This window comes from Bacillus sp. FSL K6-0138, from assembly GCF_037982765.1.
GTDB lineage: Bacteria > Bacillota > Bacilli > Bacillales > Bacillaceae > Bacillus > Bacillus glycinifermentans.
Map to the genome: position 1 here is coordinate 1,408,336 of NZ_CP150286.1, position 17,862 is coordinate 1,426,197.

The 17,862-nt window shown below is 48.3% G+C and carries 16 protein-coding genes; 13 read left to right on the top strand and 3 right to left on the bottom strand.

The window, feature by feature from the left end:
- Positions 1 to 26: 26 nt before the first annotated feature.
- A complete protein-coding gene (sspI, locus tag MHB78_RS07670; RefSeq protein ID WP_046131922.1) occupies positions 27 to 242 on the bottom strand; it encodes a small acid-soluble spore protein SspI in 216 nt (71 codons plus the stop codon).
- Between the two features lie 114 nt (positions 243 to 356).
- Between sspI and MHB78_RS07675 the strand changes: the two genes are divergently transcribed.
- The 3 genes from MHB78_RS07675 to pheT all read left to right on the top strand — a co-directional run bounded on the left by MHB78_RS07675 (position 357) and on the right by pheT (position 4,921).
- A complete protein-coding gene (locus tag MHB78_RS07675; RefSeq protein WP_046131923.1) occupies positions 357 to 1,103 on the top strand; it encodes an RNA methyltransferase in 747 nt (248 codons plus the stop codon).
- A gap of 353 nt (positions 1,104 to 1,456) precedes the next feature.
- Complete coding sequence (gene pheS, locus MHB78_RS07680) at positions 1,457 to 2,491, top strand: phenylalanine--tRNA ligase subunit alpha (protein WP_046131925.1); 1,035 nt, start codon at positions 1,457 to 1,459, stop codon at positions 2,489 to 2,491.
- A 15-nt stretch (positions 2,492 to 2,506) separates the two neighbouring features.
- A complete protein-coding gene (gene pheT, locus MHB78_RS07685; protein ID WP_046131926.1) occupies positions 2,507 to 4,921 on the top strand; it encodes a phenylalanine--tRNA ligase subunit beta in 2,415 nt (804 codons plus the stop codon).
- A 50-nt stretch (positions 4,922 to 4,971) separates the two neighbouring features.
- Here the strand turns inward: pheT and MHB78_RS07690 are convergent, their stop codons facing one another.
- Entirely contained in the window at positions 4,972 to 5,775 is an 804-nt protein-coding gene (locus MHB78_RS07690; RefSeq protein ID WP_046131927.1) for a zinc-dependent metalloprotease, read from the bottom strand.
- A 511-nt stretch (positions 5,776 to 6,286) separates the two neighbouring features.
- Between MHB78_RS07690 and MHB78_RS07695 the strand changes: the two genes are divergently transcribed.
- Positions 6,287 to 6,595, top strand: coding sequence for a hypothetical protein (locus MHB78_RS07695; RefSeq protein ID WP_052948541.1), 309 nt, complete (start codon positions 6,287 to 6,289; stop codon positions 6,593 to 6,595).
- 519 nt (positions 6,596 to 7,114) lie between these two features.
- Here MHB78_RS07695 and rnhC read toward each other — a convergent pair.
- Positions 7,115 to 8,056, bottom strand: a complete 942-nt coding sequence (gene rnhC, locus MHB78_RS07700) for a ribonuclease HIII (RefSeq protein WP_046131928.1) — start codon at positions 8,054 to 8,056, stop codon at positions 7,115 to 7,117.
- Between the two features lie 150 nt (positions 8,057 to 8,206).
- Between rnhC and zapA the strand changes: the two genes are divergently transcribed.
- From zapA to MHB78_RS07745, 9 genes are all read left to right on the top strand, one after another.
- The gene (gene zapA / locus MHB78_RS07705; RefSeq protein WP_006637920.1) at positions 8,207 to 8,464 is read left to right on the top strand and encodes a cell division protein ZapA; all 258 of its coding nucleotides are present in this window, start codon (positions 8,207 to 8,209) and stop codon (positions 8,462 to 8,464) included.
- A gap of 8 nt (positions 8,465 to 8,472) precedes the next feature.
- On the top strand, positions 8,473 to 9,006 hold the full coding sequence (locus tag MHB78_RS07710) for a CvpA family protein (protein WP_046131929.1): 534 nt from the start codon (positions 8,473 to 8,475) through the stop codon (positions 9,004 to 9,006).
- A 119-nt stretch (positions 9,007 to 9,125) separates the two neighbouring features.
- On the top strand, positions 9,126 to 10,841 hold the full coding sequence (gene polX / locus MHB78_RS07715; RefSeq protein WP_046131930.1) for a DNA polymerase/3'-5' exonuclease PolX: 1,716 nt from the start codon (positions 9,126 to 9,128) through the stop codon (positions 10,839 to 10,841).
- A 16-nt stretch (positions 10,842 to 10,857) separates the two neighbouring features.
- Positions 10,858 to 13,215, top strand: coding sequence for an endonuclease MutS2 (locus tag MHB78_RS07720; RefSeq protein ID WP_046132129.1), 2,358 nt, complete (start codon positions 10,858 to 10,860; stop codon positions 13,213 to 13,215).
- Positions 13,216 to 13,232: 17 nt separating this feature from the next.
- A complete protein-coding gene (locus tag MHB78_RS07725) occupies positions 13,233 to 13,637 on the top strand; it encodes a DUF350 domain-containing protein (RefSeq protein WP_046131931.1) in 405 nt (134 codons plus the stop codon).
- Between the two features lie 222 nt (positions 13,638 to 13,859).
- A complete protein-coding gene (locus MHB78_RS07730) occupies positions 13,860 to 15,539 on the top strand; it encodes an AMP-binding protein (protein ID WP_046131932.1) in 1,680 nt (559 codons plus the stop codon).
- 137 nt (positions 15,540 to 15,676) lie between these two features.
- The gene (locus MHB78_RS07735; RefSeq protein WP_046131933.1) at positions 15,677 to 16,273 is read left to right on the top strand and encodes a TetR/AcrR family transcriptional regulator; all 597 of its coding nucleotides are present in this window, start codon (positions 15,677 to 15,679) and stop codon (positions 16,271 to 16,273) included.
- Positions 16,274 to 16,275: 2 nt separating this feature from the next.
- Positions 16,276 to 17,052 (top strand): enoyl-CoA hydratase, encoded by a 777-nt coding sequence (locus MHB78_RS07740; RefSeq protein ID WP_046131934.1) that lies wholly within the window; start codon positions 16,276 to 16,278, stop codon positions 17,050 to 17,052.
- A gap of 31 nt (positions 17,053 to 17,083) precedes the next feature.
- On the top strand, positions 17,084 to 17,857 hold the full coding sequence (locus MHB78_RS07745; protein WP_046131935.1) for an electron transfer flavoprotein subunit beta/FixA family protein: 774 nt from the start codon (positions 17,084 to 17,086) through the stop codon (positions 17,855 to 17,857).
- The last annotated feature ends 5 nt before the right edge of the window (positions 17,858 to 17,862 follow it).

The following is a 17,862-nucleotide window of genomic DNA, read 5'->3' on the forward strand; positions in this document are numbered from 1 at the left end:
ACCGGGGGCTTTTGCAGCCTCCGGTTTTATTGCTTCGGTTTCAATCCTTGCTCCAACGTCTCAAGCATTTCATTTTTGTCTGATTCTGAAGCGTTCTGCCAAATCACTTCAAACAAAACGCCCAGTCCAGGCAGCATTTTTTCTTCTCCGCTTTGGATTGCATCGACGATCGTGTGTTCAAGCTCCTCCTGAGTGTTTCCTGTTACATTGGCGATAACCGCGTGTCGCAGATTCAAATCCACTTTTTTCACTCCATTTCCTTATCTGATTTTCTATATTCTGTCTCGTTTCCGGGTTTATTATGTATCATTCATGAGATATAATGTGACTATTGCCAGACAAAGGAGTCAAACGATTTGAAACGAATTGAATCAGCCAAAAATCAAAAAGTGAAGGATTGGAAAAAACTTCATACAAAAAAAGAACGGATGAAAACCAATACATTTTTAATAGAAGGCGAACATCTTGTGGAGGAGGCGCTAAAAAGCCCCGGTATTGTAAAAGAAATCATGGTCAAGGATGAAGCGGACATCCCGTCTGGACTGGATGCGTCTGTTCCGTGCTATATCCTGAGCGATGACGCTTTTTCTCAAGTAACGGAAACGGAAACGCCGCAGGCAGTCGCGGCTGTCTGCCGCATCCCTGAACAAGGGCCCATTCAATACGAAAAGCTGCTTCTGGCAGATGCCGTCCAGGACCCCGGCAATTTGGGAACGATCATTCGGACCGCTGATGCCGCAGGAATCGATGCCGTTGTCGTCGGACACGGGACGGTTGATCCGTACAACGCCAAAACGCTCAGGTCAGCCCAAGGCTCGCATTTCCATATCCCGATCGTAAAAGCGGAGCTTTCCGGGCTGATCGAAGAGCTTAAAGAAAAGCGGATTCCGGTTTACGGCACCGCGCTGCAAAATGCCGTGCCATTCAAGGAAGCACCGCCGTCGAAGTCGTTTGCCCTTCTGATCGGAAATGAAGGAGCAGGCGTTGATCCCGATCTGCTCGGCCGGACGGACAGGAACCTGTACGTTCCCATTTACGGCAAAGCCGAGTCTTTGAATGTGGCCGCCGCTGCGGCGGTCCTGCTTTACCATCTGCGCGGATAACCGCTTGCACACGATGATGGAATTCACTATAATGAATGTAATATGTTGAAAAACAGTGACAGAGGACGGTTTTTTTAAGCGCCGCCATTCAGGGAGAAAATGCCCCGGACTGAAAGCATTTTTATGGCAGGCTAAAAAAACGTTTCACCTCTTGAGTTGTCGCCGGGACCGCATGATATGCGTAAAGGCGAACCGGAGCCAATCCGTTATGTCAATGAAGCGAGAAACAAAGCTTGTTTTGCTTTGTTTAAAAAGGGTGGTACCGCGGCCACGATTCGTCCCTTTCAATAAGAAAGGGGCTTTTTTATTTGTCATTCATCGGTTTGTCCAGATAAAAGGAGGAATTGCTAAACATGCAGGAACAGCTGAAACAGCTTGAAAAAGAAGCGGTAGCCAAGGTTGAAGCCGCACAGTCATTAAAAGAAGTCAACGATGTCCGTGTCGCGTATCTAGGCAAAAAAGGACCAATTACAGAAGTGCTCAGGGGAATGGGGAAGCTTTCCGCAGAAGAAAGGCCGAAAATGGGCGCATTGGCAAACGAAGTCAGAGAGACGATTGCCGCCGCGATTGCTGAAAAAAACGCACGTCTTGAAGAAGAAGAGGTCAAAAGAAAGCTCAAAAGTCAAACGATCGATGTCACGCTTCCGGGAAATCCCGTCAAAACGGGCGCAAAGCATCCGCTGACCATCGTGATCGAGGACATTGAAGACCTGTTTATCAGCATGGGATATTCTGTAGAAGAAGGCCCAGAAGTGGAAACGGATTACTACAATTTCGAAGCATTGAACCTTCCGAAGGATCATCCGGCGCGCGATATGCAGGACAGCTTCTACATCACCGAAGACACGCTGATGAGAACACAAACATCAGGGGTTCAAACGCGTACGATGGAAAAGTATAAAGGAAAAGGCCCGGTGAAAATCATCTGCCCGGGAAAAGTGTACCGCCGTGACAACGACGATGCAACACACTCTCACCAGTTTATGCAGATCGAAGGGCTTTGCGTCGATCATAACATCAGCATGAGCGATTTGAAAGGCACGCTTGAAACCGTCGCGAAAAAGATGTTCGGCGAAGATCGCGAAATCAGACTGCGTCCAAGCTTCTTCCCGTTCACAGAACCATCTGTTGAAGTTGACGTTTCCTGTTTCAAATGCGGAGGAAAAGGCTGCTCCGTTTGTAAACAAACAGGCTGGATCGAAATTCTCGGTGCAGGAATGGTCCATCCGAACGTGCTTGAAATGGCGGGATTTGATTCCAAACAGTATCAGGGCTTTGCGTTTGGAATGGGTGTCGAACGCATCGCGATGCTGAAATACGGCATTGACGATATCCGTCATTTCTATACGAACGATGTCAGATTTTTATCTCAATTTAAACAGGCTTAAAGAGGAGGACGCGTGATGTTTGTTTCATATAAATGGTTGGAAGAGTACGTGAATTTAGACGGAATGACGCCTGAGATTCTTGCGGAAAAGATTACGAGAAGCGGGATCGAAGTAGAAGGCGTTGAATACAAAGGCGAGGGCATCAAAGGGGTTGTCATCGGACATGTTCTTGAGCGGGAGCAGCATCCGAACGCAGACAAATTAAACAAGTGTCTCGTCGATATCGGCGCTGATGAGCCCGTTCAAATCATTTGCGGCGCCCCGAACGTCGATAAAGGGCAAAAAGTAGCCGTTGCAACGGTCGGCGCCGTACTGCCGGGCAATTTTAAAATCAAGAGAGCGAAGCTCCGCGGCGAAGAGTCAAACGGTATGATCTGCTCGCTTCAGGAGCTCGGCATTCAAGGCAAGCTCGTGCCTAAGGAATACGCGGAAGGCATTTTCGTATTCCCGGGCGATGCCGAAACCGGAACGGACGCGCTGAAGAGCCTTGCGCTCGATGATGCGGTGCTGGAGCTCGGACTCACGCCGAACCGCGCCGATGCGATGAATATGCTCGGCGTCGCCTACGAGGTGGCGGCGATTCTCGGACGCGATGTGAAGTTTCCTGAACCGTCATATCAGCCGGGTGCTGAAAAAGCGGAAGATTACATTTCGGTTCAAATCGAAGACCGGGAAGCAAATCCTATGTATGCGGCAAAAATCATTAAGGATGTCAATATCGGTCCGTCTCCGCTCTGGATGCAGACGAAGCTGATGAATGCAGGAATCAGACCGCACAACAATGTCGTCGATATTACAAACTTTGTCCTGCTCGAATACGGCCAGCCTCTGCATGCTTTTGACTATGACCGCTTCGGCTCAAAAGAGGTCGTCATCCGCAAAGCGAAAGAAAACGAAACGATTGTGACGCTCGATGAGCAGGAAAGAACGTTGTCAGCCGATCACCTTGTCATCACAAACGGCTCTATTCCGCAGGCAGTAGCAGGCGTGATGGGCGGAGCAGATTCTGAAGTCCGCGAAGATACGAAGACGATTTTGCTTGAAGCGGCATATTTCAGCGGAAAAGTCGTACGCAAAGCTTCAAAAGACCTCGGGCTTCGAAGCGAATCAAGCATCCGCTTCGAAAAAGGAATCGATCCTGCGCGGGTGAGCCTCGCCGCAGAACGGGCCGCAGACCTGATCAGCCGCTATGCAGGCGGAACCGTGCTGGAGGGCACTGTGGAAGAAAATCACCTCGATATCGAGCCAAAAGTCATCAGCCTGTCCGCTGATAAAGTGACGAAAGTGCTCGGCATGTCCATCAGCAAAGAGGAAATGGCCGATATTTTCAAGAAGCTCGGCTTTTCCGTAGAAGAAGCTGACGGCAAGCTCACCGTAACCGTTCCGACGAGAAGGGGCGACATTACGATCGAAGAGGACCTGATCGAAGAGGTCGCACGATTGTACGGCTATGACAATATCCCGTCTACGCTTCCTGAGGTGGCAGGCTTTACCGGCGGTCTCACCCCGTATCAGGAAAAGCGGAGAAAGGTCAGACGCTTTTTGGAAGGCGCGGGGCTTTCACAGGCGATCACGTACTCGCTGACAAACGATAAAAAAGCGACCGCATTCGCCCTTGAAAAGTCGTTCAAAACGATCCTTTCACTGCCGATGAGTGAGGAAAGAAGCGTATTAAGGCACAGCCTGCTTCCGAACCTGCTCGACTCTGTCGCCTATAACCTGGCGCGACAGACCGATTCAGCAGCCTTTTACGAAATCGGCTCGGTTTTCTTAAAAGTCGAAGAACAGACAAAACCGGTCGAAAAAGAGCATGTCGCCGGAGCCGTGACAGGACTGTGGCACAAAAACCTTTGGCAGGGCGAGAAAAAGCCGGTTGACTTCTTCGTCGCCAAAGGCATCGTCGAAGGCCTTTTAGAAAAGCTCGGAGTGCAGGAAGGCATCGAATTCGTTCAATCTGAAAGAAAAGAGCTTCATCCGGGACGGACGGCCAATATTTTGCACAACGGCAGCCTAATCGGTTTCATCGGCCAGCTCCACCCATCAGTCGAAAAAGAGCTTGATCTGAAAGAAACGTACGTATTCGAGCTTGACTTGCACGCACTTTTCGCTCTGGACGTGCCGGCCATCACGTATACGGCCATTCCGAAATACCCATCCGTCACACGCGACATCGCGCTTGTCGTAAACAAAGACATCGCAAGCGGCCAGCTTGAAGACGTCATCAAAAAAGCCGGAGGGAAATTATTGAAGGAAGTGCACGTTTTTGACGTCTACGAAGGCGAGCACATGGAAGAAGGCAAAAAATCGGTCGCTTTCAGCCTCCAATATTTAAATCCGGAACAAACGCTGACAGAAGAAGAAGTGACAAAAGTTCACGACAAAGTGCTGAAAGCCCTGGAGGAAACGTATCACGCTGTGTTAAGAGGATAAAACTTAAAAACATAACCGGTTCCCATGTATCAGGAACCGGTTATGTTTTGTTATTGATACCAAACTTTATTTTTCTCGATGAGCTCGTTATGAGCCTCATCCCAGACATCGACTGTGTATGCGTAGTCATAGTTCATAATGCAGCGGATTCCGCTTCCTTGCGGATCATGTTCCACGCCGAAGTTATGGGAAAATTCGTGTCTTGCCGCTTTTGCCGAATTTTCCGTTCCCATGTCGAGCGTGACGCTGAAAGCGGGACCGTCCGGCTTAACAGGATATTGAAAAGCGATGCCGCCCGCTTCAAAGTTGTCGTTGGCTGTAAAGCCGGCTACGAATTTATAAGGCTGGCCCTCGAATTTGGCCGCAAGGTTGTCAAGAATGTCAGAGGCGTTCTTACCGGAAGAATTCCAAGGGGCAACGGCTTCCACGACAAAGTCAATATCATGGTCGCGGTTAAACATTTCGTCCGCCTCCTCAACAATTTGGACGATTCTTGTTTTCCAATCCTTATATTTCGTCCGAAATTGCTTATCAGCCACTGCCAATACGCTTACCTTTTGTTTACCCGTGCTGGCTTGAGTCGAAAATGTGCCGGTGTTTACATTCTTGTTAAATGTCATCGTACCGGTTGTGTTTCCTTTTTCATCCAACACCTTTGTTTTCGTTGTTTTTTCAATGTGAACTTTGCCGGTTAAATCTTTAAAACCTTCCTTAGGTTTAGGCAATGCTTCCTTATGAATCCCTTTCGCTTCATGAACATGCTCATGATGACCGCCCGTTTCCGCGACTCCCGCCGCCCCGGGTATTAAACTTGCAGAAAGCAATAAAGTAAAGAATAAAGACCGTTTTTTCATTAAAAAAATTCCCTCCTTAGTTTTTAACAGACTAAAGATTCGTCTAGTTAACTAGAAATCCCTTTTTTATCCAAAAAGAGGAAAATATACATGGATTCTTATGACAAACCTTTCAATGTAACTACAAAGTTCGTTGAAATTCGACAAAAAATCTGCCGTTTGACAGGGCTTTTCAAACAGATCTATAGGCCTTTTATTTGGTAATCTTCTGATAAATTGTAATAATCTCAAGCAAAAAGATCGAAATTCAGCAAAGGTTGCGCCGCTTTGTGTTTCCTGCGGGAATAGAAGCACGAGAAAGGCGCTGCCTGGCCATATCATTGTTGTTTCGCATAAACGATGGACAAGCCTTCCTCCTCTATGAACCTTATTTTGTACCTCATTCTTTCTCTCAATAAATTTTAACCAAATCGCTTTCCTCTGGATCGCTGGAAAAAACTATTTCATATTTCTTTTTTTTAGTATAAAATCATTAATAGTGCAAAATAACCATTCAGAAAGGATCGGGACTATGACGAAAAACCCAAGCAATAATACTCAAACATTTATCATTTTAGGCTGGATATGTACCGGTATATCACTGCTGCTTATTCCGATTTTATTTGGTGCAGGAGGAGTTATTTTTGGATATCTAGTAAGAAGTAACGGGAAAGTACAACACGGCACAATTATGATGATCGCAGCTATCGCTTGTGGTTTATTTGGTGTTGTATTAGGAATGGCTACGGCCGATATTAAATTCATTCCAAGCGATAACGGGAATCTGGGACAGTCAGTATACATAAAAAAAGCAGGCCGGGTGGTCTGCTTTTTTACTTGATTATGATGCCGGGATGCCAATGGACCGTGATCTCAGGACGTACCTTTTGCTGCCCCTGTTTTTCAATGCTCTTTAAGAAGGGGTTATGATAATGGGCTTGATTTATGTGGAATATCTCAGTGATTCCAATATAACTAAGTACATGACATAATAAAGCAAAGCTTAATCAGGAGAACCTGTTATAGAATGTGACTGCCGTGACACCGAAGAATTGAAATATTTGTAGAATGGTTACTCTTATTGGGAGCTAGCATAAAAAATTAATGAAAATGACAGAGAAATAATCCTTATGATCATGAAGATCATTATGTTTTGCCAAGACGATACACCCATTCCGTTTCGAATATTTACTGTAAATGGATCGATGATAAGAATATTGTCAGTTTCATCGTGAAAAGCCGGGATTAATGCAGGATATAGTCGCGAGCAGAAATACTCCCCGGAACCCCGGGAATTTGTGCTTCCTGCCAGAACCGCCGGGAACCCCTGCAAGTCAGGAGTTCCCGCTGTTTGGCACATTCAGATTTTCGACGCCAGCCGCTTCGCCTTCTGTGTGTTTGCAAAGTGGCGTTTCGTGAAATGGCCGAGCGCTGCTTCGCCGTGTTTCTTGATCAGCTTTGCGGCCGCTTCATCGACGAGCGGTCCCGCTCCTTTCGGAAGCGTCATGCCGGCTTCTTTTGAAAGCTTGTTCATTTCCATTAAAAATGAATAGCGCGCGATGATCGAAGCGGCGGCGACGGACAGGTGAATGCCTTCCGCTTTTGTGCTGAAATATGTACGTTCTTTGATCGCGTTTCTGCCGGCCAAGTGTTTAAAATAAACGGCCGGTTCTGCGAACTGGTCGATTAAAATTGCTTCAGGCCGGGTTCCGTCAAGTTTATTCAGAAGGTTTGTGATCGCCTGGTTGTGCAGGAGGGCTTTCATTTTCCCTTGGCTCATGCCTTTTTCCTGCAATTCATTGTATTTTTCGTTTTTTAACACGAGCAGGCTGTATGGGACCGTCTTGATGAGGTCGCGGGCGATTTCGACGATTTGCGGATCTTTTAAATGTTTGGAATCCTTGACGCCGAGCTCTTGCAGAAGCGGAAGCTTTGTTTTATCCGCGTACACGCATGCGACTGTCATCGGACCGAAGTAATCTCCGGTTCCGACTTCGTCCGAGCCGATGACAGACATTGAGCCGATGCCTTCAGGCGGCTGATAAAGAGAAGCGGTACGCGGTTTGGCAGCGGATTTTGCTGCTGCTGGTGCTTCGGCAGAAGCCGCCCACCGTCCGGCTTCTGTTTCGGCGTTTTTTCCCTGAAACAGCACCTTTCCGGATTTATATGCCGTAATGGTGCAGCCTTGGGGCTTCGCCTGAAAAACCGCTCCCTGCACAGAAAGGGAGGTGATGTCGGAACGGTAATGGCTTTTCATGCGTTCAATAACAGACTGGGGAAGTTTTAAAACTGAATGTGACACGGTTTAATCTCCTTTTTTAGCCGGTAAAACAGGCTTTTTCACACGTTTTTATAAGTGTATCATAACAGCGGAGGGCTCGTCTTTCCATTCAATCTCTAAACATGTTATGATAGAGTCTAGGATTCTCGTTGCAGGAATGGAGGAGAAACGTTGTCTGATGGTCGAAAAACGAAAACAACAGTTGACATCTACGGTCAGCAATTCACAATTGTCGGCGATGAAACGAAAAGCCATATGAGGCACGTTGCCTCAATTGTCGATGATAAAATGAGAGAAATCAATGAAAAAAATCCGTATCTTGACATAAATAAACTCGCCGTTTTGACGGCGGTAAATGTTGTGCATGATTATTTGAAGCTGAAGGAAGAATTTGAGAGATTGAAAGGACAAATTAAAGAAAAGGATTGAACATCAAGATGCTAGATATCATCATTATTGTTTTGCTTTTGTCCGGTCTGTTTATCGGTCTGAAAAGAGGATTTATCCGCCAGTTTATCCGTTTGGTGACGTTTATCGCAGCGATTGCCGTGGCGGGGATCTATTACCGCGACCTTGCGCCGAAGCTGAGCTGGATTCCGTCGCCGGATTTCACGGGCGGGCAGTCCGCGCTTACATTTATCAACGGAAGCATTGAAAATGCCTACTATAATATGATTGCGTTTCTGATTCTCTTTTTCCTGACGATTATCCTATTGAGAATTGCGGCATCATTTTTGGATGCTGTCGCGCAAATCCCGGTTCTTAAACAAATCAACCAAATTCTCGGAGCTGTGCTCGGTTTTGCGGAGATTTACCTGTTCATTTTCATCGTCCTGTTCGTCGGATCACTGCTGCCGATCGACGTTCTGCAAAACATGATGGCCCACTCCGTATTGGCTGATATGATTGTAAATAAAACCCCGTATTTATCAAACTTGTTAAAGAATCTGCCGGTTCAGTACGGATCTTAAAAACTTCTCTTTTCGGAGAAGTTTTTTTTCCGGCTGCAATTTGTCGAATGATTGTAGGATCAGCCAAAAATTTGTATGATGGAATCAGGTGAACACGGGGAAATAAGAGGTGAAACATATTGCATAAAAAAGATGTCATCAGATTGCTTGAAACGATTGCGATTTACATGGAGCTAAAAGGGGACAACCCGTTTAAAATATCCGCTTTCAGAAAAGCCGCCGCGGCGCTTGAACAAGATGACCGCAGCCTTTCCGAAATCGATGATATGATGTCGCTTTCCGGGATCGGCAAAGGGACGTATGCCGTCATTAAGGAATATATGGATCAAGGGGCATCGAGCACGCTTGAACGTTTAAAAGAGGAGGTTCCGGAAGGGCTTGTTCCGCTTTTGAAGCTGCCCGGTCTCGGCGGCAAAAAAATCGCCAAGCTCTACCAGGAATTGGGCGTCTGTGACGCGGAATCATTAAAAGAGGCCTGTGAGCAGCAAAAGGTTCAGGGGCTGGCCGGATTCGGCAAAAAAACGGAGGAAAAAATCCTTCAGGCTCTCGGAGAAGCCGGAAAACGTCCTGAACGGTATCCGATCGCGGCGGCGCTCGCCGTTGCCGAGGTGATTGAAGGGCAGCTTGAAGGGATCCCGGGACTGATCAAGTTTTCGCGCGCCGGAAGCCTCAGACGGGCCAAAGAAACCGTGAAAGATCTGGACTATATCATGGCCGTCACAGATCCGGCCCTGGTCCGCGAGTGGCTCCTGAAGCTGTCAAACATTAAAGAGGTCATTGCCAGCGGTGATACGAAAGTATCGCTGACATTTGCGTTTGAATACGAAATCAGCGCCGATTTCAGGCTTGTGACCGAAGAGCAGTTTCCGACGACGCTCCACCATTTTACAGGATCAAAAGAACATAATATTAAAATGCGCCAGCTCGCCAAAGAAAGAGGCGAAAGAATCAGCGAGTACGGAGTCGAGACGGTTGAAACGGGAGATATTCAAACGTTCTCAAGCGAAAAAGAGTTTTTCGCCCACTTCGGCTTGCCCTTTATTCCGCCTGAGCTGAGGGAGACCGGCAAAGAAGTCGATGAGTACAGAGACGATATCGGACTGATTACCTCAGATGATATCAAAGGGGATCTCCATATGCACTCGGCATGGAGCGACGGCGCGTTTTCGATCAGGGAAATGGCCGAAGCCTGCATGGCAAAAGGATACAAATATATGGCGATCACCGATCATTCGCAATATTTAAAAGTCGCAGGCGGCTTAACGCCGGAAAGGCTGCGCATGCAAGCGAAGGAAATTGACGAACTGAACAAAGAATTTACCGATTTTCACATATTCAAAGGCGTTGAGATGGATATACTGCCTGACGGATCACTCGATTATGACGATGAGCTGCTGGCGGAAATGGATCTTGTGATCGCTTCCATCCATTCAAGCTTTTCACAGCCGGAGCACGTTATCATGAAACGGCTCGAAAACGCGCTGAAAAATCAGCACGTCGATATTATCGCCCACCCAACCGGCAGGCTCATCGGAAGACGGGCCGGCTATGAAGTCGATATCGACCGGCTGATCGAACTCGCCAAAGAAACGAATACGGCGTTGGAGCTGAACGCCAACCCCGCGCGGCTCGATCTCAGAATGGAGCATTTGCTCAAAGCGAATGCCGCAGGGGTGACGCTTGTCATTAATACGGACGCCCACAACACGTCGATGCTAGACGATATGGAAACGGGCGTTACGGCAGCGAGAAAAGGATGGACCCCGAAAGCGAACGTACTGAATGCCCGTTCGCTTGACGAAGTCCGCGCGTTTTTGTCTCGCCGCCGATCTTAAGGAGGTTTAATTGATTTTGCAGCAAAAAGCGCTATCAGCACTCGAATTTCATAAAGTAAAAGAGCAGCTTGCAGAGCATGCGGCATCTTCTTTAGGGAAGGAGATGCTCTTTGACCTGAAGCCTTCCCGCTCATTTGAGGAGGTCAAAAAGCTCCTGGAAGAAGTCGATGAGGCGGGGACTGTCCTGCGCCTGAAAGGCAGCGCCCCTTTCGGCGGGCTGTCGGACATCAGAAAAGCGGTCAGAAGAGCCGAAATCGGCAGCATCTTAAGCCCGGCCGAGTTTACGGAAATATCAGGTCTGTTATACGCCGCCAAACAGATGAAGCATTTTCTCGAAGGGTTGTTTGAAGACGGCGTTGAGATTCCTCACCTTCATCAGTATGCGGAACAGCTGATTCCGCTGTCAGACTTGGAGAAAGACATTAACTCGTGCATCGATGACCACGGAGAGGTCCTTGACCATGCATCAGAGACCCTAAGGGGAATCAGAACGCAGCTGAGGACGCTCGAATCAAGAATCAGAGACCGTCTGGAAGCGATGCTCCGGTCCTCTTCAGCGCAAAAAATGCTTTCAGACACGATCATTACGATTCGAAACGACCGTTTCGTCATCCCCGTTAAACAGGAATACAGGTCAAGCTACGGGGGGATTGTGCATGACCAGTCATCTTCCGGGGCTACGCTGTTTATCGAACCCCAGGTCATCGTCGATATGAACAATTCGCTCCGCCAGGCGAAAGTAAACGAAAAGCAGGAGATCGAACGGATTTTGCGCGTGCTGACGGAAAAAACGGCGGAGCACACGGATGAACTGTTACACAATGTAAAGATCCTGCAAACCCTCGATTTTATTTTTGCAAAAGCGAAATATGCGAAGGCGACGAAGGCAGTCAAGCCGGCCGTCAATAGAGACGGCTATGTCCGCTTCATCCGGGCGCGCCATCCGCTTTTGCCCGCCGATCAGGTCGTTCCGAACGATATCGAGCTCGGCGGTGATTATACAACGATCGTGATCACGGGGCCCAATACGGGCGGAAAAACGGTTACGCTGAAAACGCTCGGCCTTTTGACCTTAATGGCGCAGTCCGGACTTCACGTTCCGGCTGAGGAAGGCTCGGAAACCGCGGTGTTTGATCAAGTATTTGCGGACATCGGGGACGAACAGTCGATCGAGCAAAGCTTGAGTACGTTCTCATCACACATGGTGAACATCGTCGACATTTTAAAGGACATGACGCCAAACAGCCTGGTACTGTTTGACGAACTCGGTGCCGGAACCGATCCGCAGGAAGGAGCGGCGCTTGCGATCAGCATCCTTGACGAAGTGTGCCAGACCGGCGCCCGCGTCATTGCGACGACCCACTACCCGGAGCTGAAAGCGTACGGCTATAACCGTGAAAATGTCATTAATGCAAGCGTCGAATTTGACATCGAAACATTGTCTCCAACGTATAAGCTGCTGATCGGGGTGCCGGGGCGAAGCAATGCGTTTGAAATATCGAAGCGACTCGGCTTGCCTGAGCGCTTGATCAGCCGCGCGAAAGCAGAAATGACGGCTGAGCACAATGAGGTCGATACGATGATTGCCTCGCTTGAAGACAGCAAAAAGCGCGCGGAAACCGAGCTGGCTGAAACCGAAGCGATCCGTGCGGAAGCGGAAGCCCTTCACCGCGATCTGAAAAAACAGATCAGCGAGTGGCAGGAGAAAAAAGACAGGCTCTATGAGGAAGCGGAGCAGAAAGCTGCCGAAAAGGTCAAGGAAGCGATGAAGGAAGCCGATGACATTATCCAGTCGCTCAGAATGATAAAAGACGAGCAGAAAACGTTTAAAGACCACGAATTGATCGAGGCGAAAAAGCGCCTTGAAGAAGCGGTGCCTTCTTTTGAAAAAACAAAAAAGCCCGTTCAGAAAAAAACGGACAAGCGTACGCTGAAACCGGGCGACGAGGTCAAGGTTCTCACCTTTGGCCAAAAAGGAACGCTGCTTGAAAAAACAGGTGCTGACGAATGGAACGTGCAAATCGGCATCCTGAAGATGAAAGTGAAAGAAAAGGATCTTGAATTTTTGAAATCGGCGCCAGAACCCGAAAAGCAGCAATCGATCGCCAAAGTCAAAGGCAAGGATTATCACGTATCGCTTGAGCTCGACCTCAGGGGAGAACGCTATGAAAGCGCGCTCCACCGGGTTGAAAAATATCTGGACGATGCGGTTCTCGCCGGATATCCGCGGGTATCGATCATTCACGGAAAAGGAACGGGCGCTCTCAGGAAAGGCGTTCAGGACCTCTTGAAAAACCACCGCAGCGTGAAAAACTCCCGGTTCGGCGAAGCGGGAGAGGGAGGATCAGGAGTTACGATTGTCGAACTAAAATAAAAAGGGAGTCTGGAAACATGAAAGAGTTTTGGGAAAATGATCTCGTGGAAATCGCCGCCTATTACAGCGTTTCCGTTCTTTGCCTGGTCATCTTCTTGACCGTATTCGAACTCGTCACCACGTATAAAAACTGGGAGGAGATTCAAAAAGGAAACATGGCGGTGGCGATGGCCACAGGCGGGAAAATTTTAGGCATCGCCAACGTTCTGCAAAAGTCGATCAGCCAGCACAATTCCCTTCTGCAAATGATGGGGTGGGGATTGTTCGGCTTCATGCTGCTTTTGATCGGCTATTTCATTTTCGAATTCCTGACGCCTCGATTCAGAATTGACAAGGAAATCGAAAACGACAACCGAGCCGTCGGTTTCATTTCATTTGTGATCTCCGTCGGCCTGTCATTCGTCGTGGCCGCCGGAATCTAAAGGGGACAGACATGGAGAAATTAGCGAAAATCCTGTTTTGCGCTGCCGGGGTATTTGTAATCATCGGTCTCATTTATATGCTGTTTTACGCTTAAGAAAAAAGACGCTTTCAGAGGCTGGTGCCTTTGGCGTCTTTTTCTTTATTCCAAAAAATCATTACGTTCTGAAAATTGTTTTGATATACTGAAATTGAGACTATATTTTGTTTAAAGGGGGGATCTTATGCCGACTGAAAAGCCGTGGCTGCTTCACTATCCAGAACAAATTCCTCAAGACCTCCAGTTTGAAGATCAGACACTGCACTCCATCCTGCAACAATCCGCCCGACAGTTTTCTGAAAAAACAGCGATTCATTTTCTCGGAAAGAAACGAACGTATCAGCAAGTATATGAAGAAGCGTTAAAAATGGCAGATTATTTATTGATGCTCGGCATGAAAAAAGGAGACAGGGTATCAATCATGCTGCCGAACTGTCCTCAGGCCGTCATCGCGTACTACGGCGTACTCTTCTCCGGCGGGATCGTCGTCCAGACGAATCCTCTCTACACGGAAAGAGAGCTTGAACATTTGCTGAAAGACAGCGGAGCTGAAATGATCATTACCCTTGATGTGCTGTACCCGGCGGCTTTCAAAATGAAAACGCTAACAAATGTGAAGCATATTATTGCAACGGGAATTAAAGATTACCTGCCTTTTCCGAAAAATTTGCTGTATCCGTTTGTCCAAAAAAAGCAGCAGCGGTTTTCGATCGAAATCGCGGAAAACGAAACGACGCATCTGTTTCGGACGATCATGAAGCGCCCCGTCCCTCCGCATCCGCCGGAAATCGGCATTGATCCCGCTCACGACATCGCGGTTTTGCAATATACTGGAGGCACGACAGGAACTCCGAAAGGCGTCATGCTCTCCCACCGAAATATTTTAGCCAATTTGGAAATGTGTGCGGCATGGTTTTACCGATTAAAAAAAGGAAACGAGAAAGTGCTCGGCATCGTTCCGTTTTTTCACGTATACGGGATGACGGCAGTCCTCAACTTTACGATCAGGCAAGGGTATGAAATGATCCTTTTGCCGAGATTCGATGCAGAAACCGCCTTGAAGACGATCGATAAAGAAAAGCCGACCATATTTCCCGGCGCGCCCACCATTTATATCGCCCTGTTGAACCATCCTGATCTCAAGCGGTATGATCTGTCGTCCATCAAAAGCTGTTTAAGCGGATCGGCAGCATTGCCCGTCGAGGTCAAGCAGCAGTTCGAAAACGTCACCGGAGGCAAGCTTGTTGAAGGTTACGGACTGTCTGAAGCGGCGCCCATCACCCATGCCAATTTTATTTGGGACAAAAATAAAGCGGGAAGCATAGGCTGTCCGTGGCCCGGCACAGACGCCGCCATCTTTTCGGAAGACACGTGCGGTTTTCTGGAGCCTTATGAGCACGGAGAAATCGTTGTGAAAGGCCCGCAGGTCATGAAAGGTTACTGGAACAACGATGAGGAAACGGCAGCCGTTCTCCGTGACGGCTGGCTTTTTACCGGGGATATCGGATACATGGATAAGGACGGCTTCTTTTACATCGTCGATAGAAAGAAAGACATGATCATTGCCGGCGGCTACAACATTTACCCACGCGAAATCGAAGAGGTGCTTTACGAGCACGAAGCGGTGCAGGAGGCGGTCGTAGCGGGAATTCCCGACGAATACAGGGGAGAGACCGTGAAAGCCTTTGTCGTTTTAAAAGAACATGTTACAATTACGGAAAAGGAATTGGACGAATATGCCAGATCGCGCCTTGCTCCTTACAAAGTTCCGAAGGTCTATGAGTTCAGGGACGAACTTCCGAAAACGGCGGTCGGCAAGATTTTAAGAAGGGCGCTCGTTCAAGACGAAAAGGCGAACGTATAATATCCTGATCCGCCGTCTGCCGCCGGCGGCGGATCGGGAAGAAGTTCTTTTCTAGCGCTTGACAAAGCGCGTCATTTTATTTACGATTAAGTCATGAATGAATACTCATTCATTTAAGCGGAAAGGAACGAAACCAATTGAAACAAAAGCGACCAAAGTATATGCAGATCATCGACGCAGCTGTTATTGTGATTGCAGAAAACGGATACCATCAGGCACAGGTTTCAAAGATCGCGAAGCAGGCCGGCGTGGCGGACGGGACCATTTATCTTTATTTTAAAAATAAAGAAGATATTCTCATTTCGTTATTCAAAGAGAAAATGGGCCAGTTTATCGAGCAGATGAATGAAGAGATGAAAGCGAAGCACACGGCGACCGAGAAGCTTGCGCTGTTCATCAAGAAGCACTTTGAGCTGCTCAGCGGCGACAGGCACCTGGCGATTGTGACCCAGCTTGAGCTGAGGCAGTCGCACCGGGAGCTGCGCCTGAAAATCAATGAAATTCTAAAAGGTTATTTAATGATTCTGGAGGACATCATCACCGAGGGAAAAGAAGCTGGCGAATTTCAAGATAAGCTTGATGTGCGGCTGGCGAAACAGATGATTTTCGGGACCGTCGATGAGACTGTCACGACCTGGGTGATGAATGATCAAAAATACGATCTGCCGCAGCTGGCAGACAGCATTCACGAATTGCTGATACACGGTTTCAGCAGGAAGAAGGAGGAGAAATAATCATGGGGACAATAACTGTTGCGACAGACGGCCATATTGCCGTCATCACGATTCAGCATCCGCCTGCAAATGCGCTTTCCACAAAGGTCCTTGACGATCTGTCAGCATGTCTTGATCAGCTTGCCTCAGACAACAATGTCAGAAGCATTATCATTCACGGGGAAGGAAGATTTTTCTCAGCGGGTGCGGATATTAAGGAATTTACCGAATTGATGGACGGATCGGATTACTCGGCCCTTGCCGACAAAGGACAGCAGATGTTTGAAAAGGTCGAATCGTTTCCAAAGCCGATCATCGCCGCCATTCACGGCGCAGCGCTCGGCGGCGGGCTTGAGCTGGCGATGGCCTGCCATATCCGGATCGCTGAGGAACAGGCAAAGCTCGGCCTTCCAGAGCTGAATCTCGGCATCATTCCGGGGTTTGCCGGAACACAGCGCCTTCCGAAATACGTAGGCACTGCCAAAGCGCTCGAAATGATCGGAACGTCTGAACCGATTTCCGGAAAGGAAGCGTTTGAATACGGCCTTGTCACCATCCTGGCGAAAGATGAAACCGAAGTGCTTGAGAAGGCAAAAGAGCTGGCCCGTAAATTTGCTGAGAAAAGCCCGAAAACATTGGCTTATGTCATCGAGCTGCTCCATTCAAACAAGGTGTATTCGTATGAAGGAAGCCTGAAGCTTGAAGGAAAGCACTTTGGCGACGTATTCCGTTCAGAAGATGCAAAAGAAGGGATCCAGGCCTTTTTAGAGAAGCGCAAGCCGCATTTCAAAGGGGAGTAACAAGCGCGAAAACAAGGGGGATAAAGCGAATATGAACATTTATGTCTTAATGAAGCGCACGTTTGATACGGAAGAAAAAATTCACATTGAACAAGGGGAAATCAGCCGGGACGGAGCGGAATTTATCATCAATCCGTACGATGAATACGCGATTGAAGAGGCGCTCCAATTAAAGGAGAAGCACGGCGGCGAGATCACGGTCGTCACCGTCGGTGAAGAGGAAGCTGAAAAAGAACTCAGGACGGCTCTGGCGATGGGGTGCGACAAAGCCGTTTTGATCAACATTGAAGACGATTTGGAGGAAGCTGATCAATATACGGCGTCAGCCATCCTTTATCATTATTTAAAAGACCGCGATTATGACATCATTCTCGGCGGAAATGTAGCGATTGACGGCGGATCCGGACAGGTCGCGCCGCGGCTGGCCGAGCTGCTCGGCATTCCGTGCGTCACGACCATTACAAAGCTTGAGGTAAACGGTAGCGATGTTGAAGCAGAACGCGACGCAGAGGGAGACCTTGAAGTCGTGCAAACGTCTCTTCCGCTTGTTGCGACCGCTCAGCAAGGGCTAAATGAACCGCGCTATCCTTCGCTTCCCGGTATCATGAAGGCGAAGAAAAAGCCTCTTGAAGAGCTTGAACTCGATGACCTCGATCTTGATGAAGAAGACGTAGCCGCGAAAACAAAGGCGATTGAGCGCTTTCTGCCTCCGAAAAAAGAAGCCGGCAAAATCATTGAAGGTGAGCCGGAAGAGCAGGCAAGAGAGCTCGTGTCACTGCTCAGAAGCGAAGCTAAAGTGATTTAAGGGAG

Bases quoted from the DNA above. Each gene is read 5' to 3' on its own strand.
- pheS (WP_046131925.1), top strand. From the start codon at position 1,457: ATGCAGGAACAGCTGAAACAGCTTGAAAAAGAAGCGGTAGCCAAGGTT.
- pheT (WP_046131926.1), top strand. From the start codon at position 2,507: ATGTTTGTTTCATATAAATGGTTGGAAGAGTACGTGAATTTAGACGGA.
- MHB78_RS07690 (WP_046131927.1), bottom strand. From the start codon at position 5,775: ATGAAAAAACGGTCTTTATTCTTTACTTTATTGCTTTCTGCAAGTTTA.
- MHB78_RS07695 (WP_052948541.1), top strand. From the start codon at position 6,287: ATGACGAAAAACCCAAGCAATAATACTCAAACATTTATCATTTTAGGC.
- MHB78_RS07710 (WP_046131929.1), top strand. From the start codon at position 8,473: ATGCTAGATATCATCATTATTGTTTTGCTTTTGTCCGGTCTGTTTATC.
- MHB78_RS07725 (WP_046131931.1), top strand. From the start codon at position 13,233: ATGAAAGAGTTTTGGGAAAATGATCTCGTGGAAATCGCCGCCTATTAC.
- MHB78_RS07730 (WP_046131932.1), top strand. From the start codon at position 13,860: ATGCCGACTGAAAAGCCGTGGCTGCTTCACTATCCAGAACAAATTCCT.
- MHB78_RS07740 (WP_046131934.1), top strand. From the start codon at position 16,276: ATGGGGACAATAACTGTTGCGACAGACGGCCATATTGCCGTCATCACG.
- MHB78_RS07745 (WP_046131935.1), top strand. From the start codon at position 17,084: ATGAACATTTATGTCTTAATGAAGCGCACGTTTGATACGGAAGAAAAA.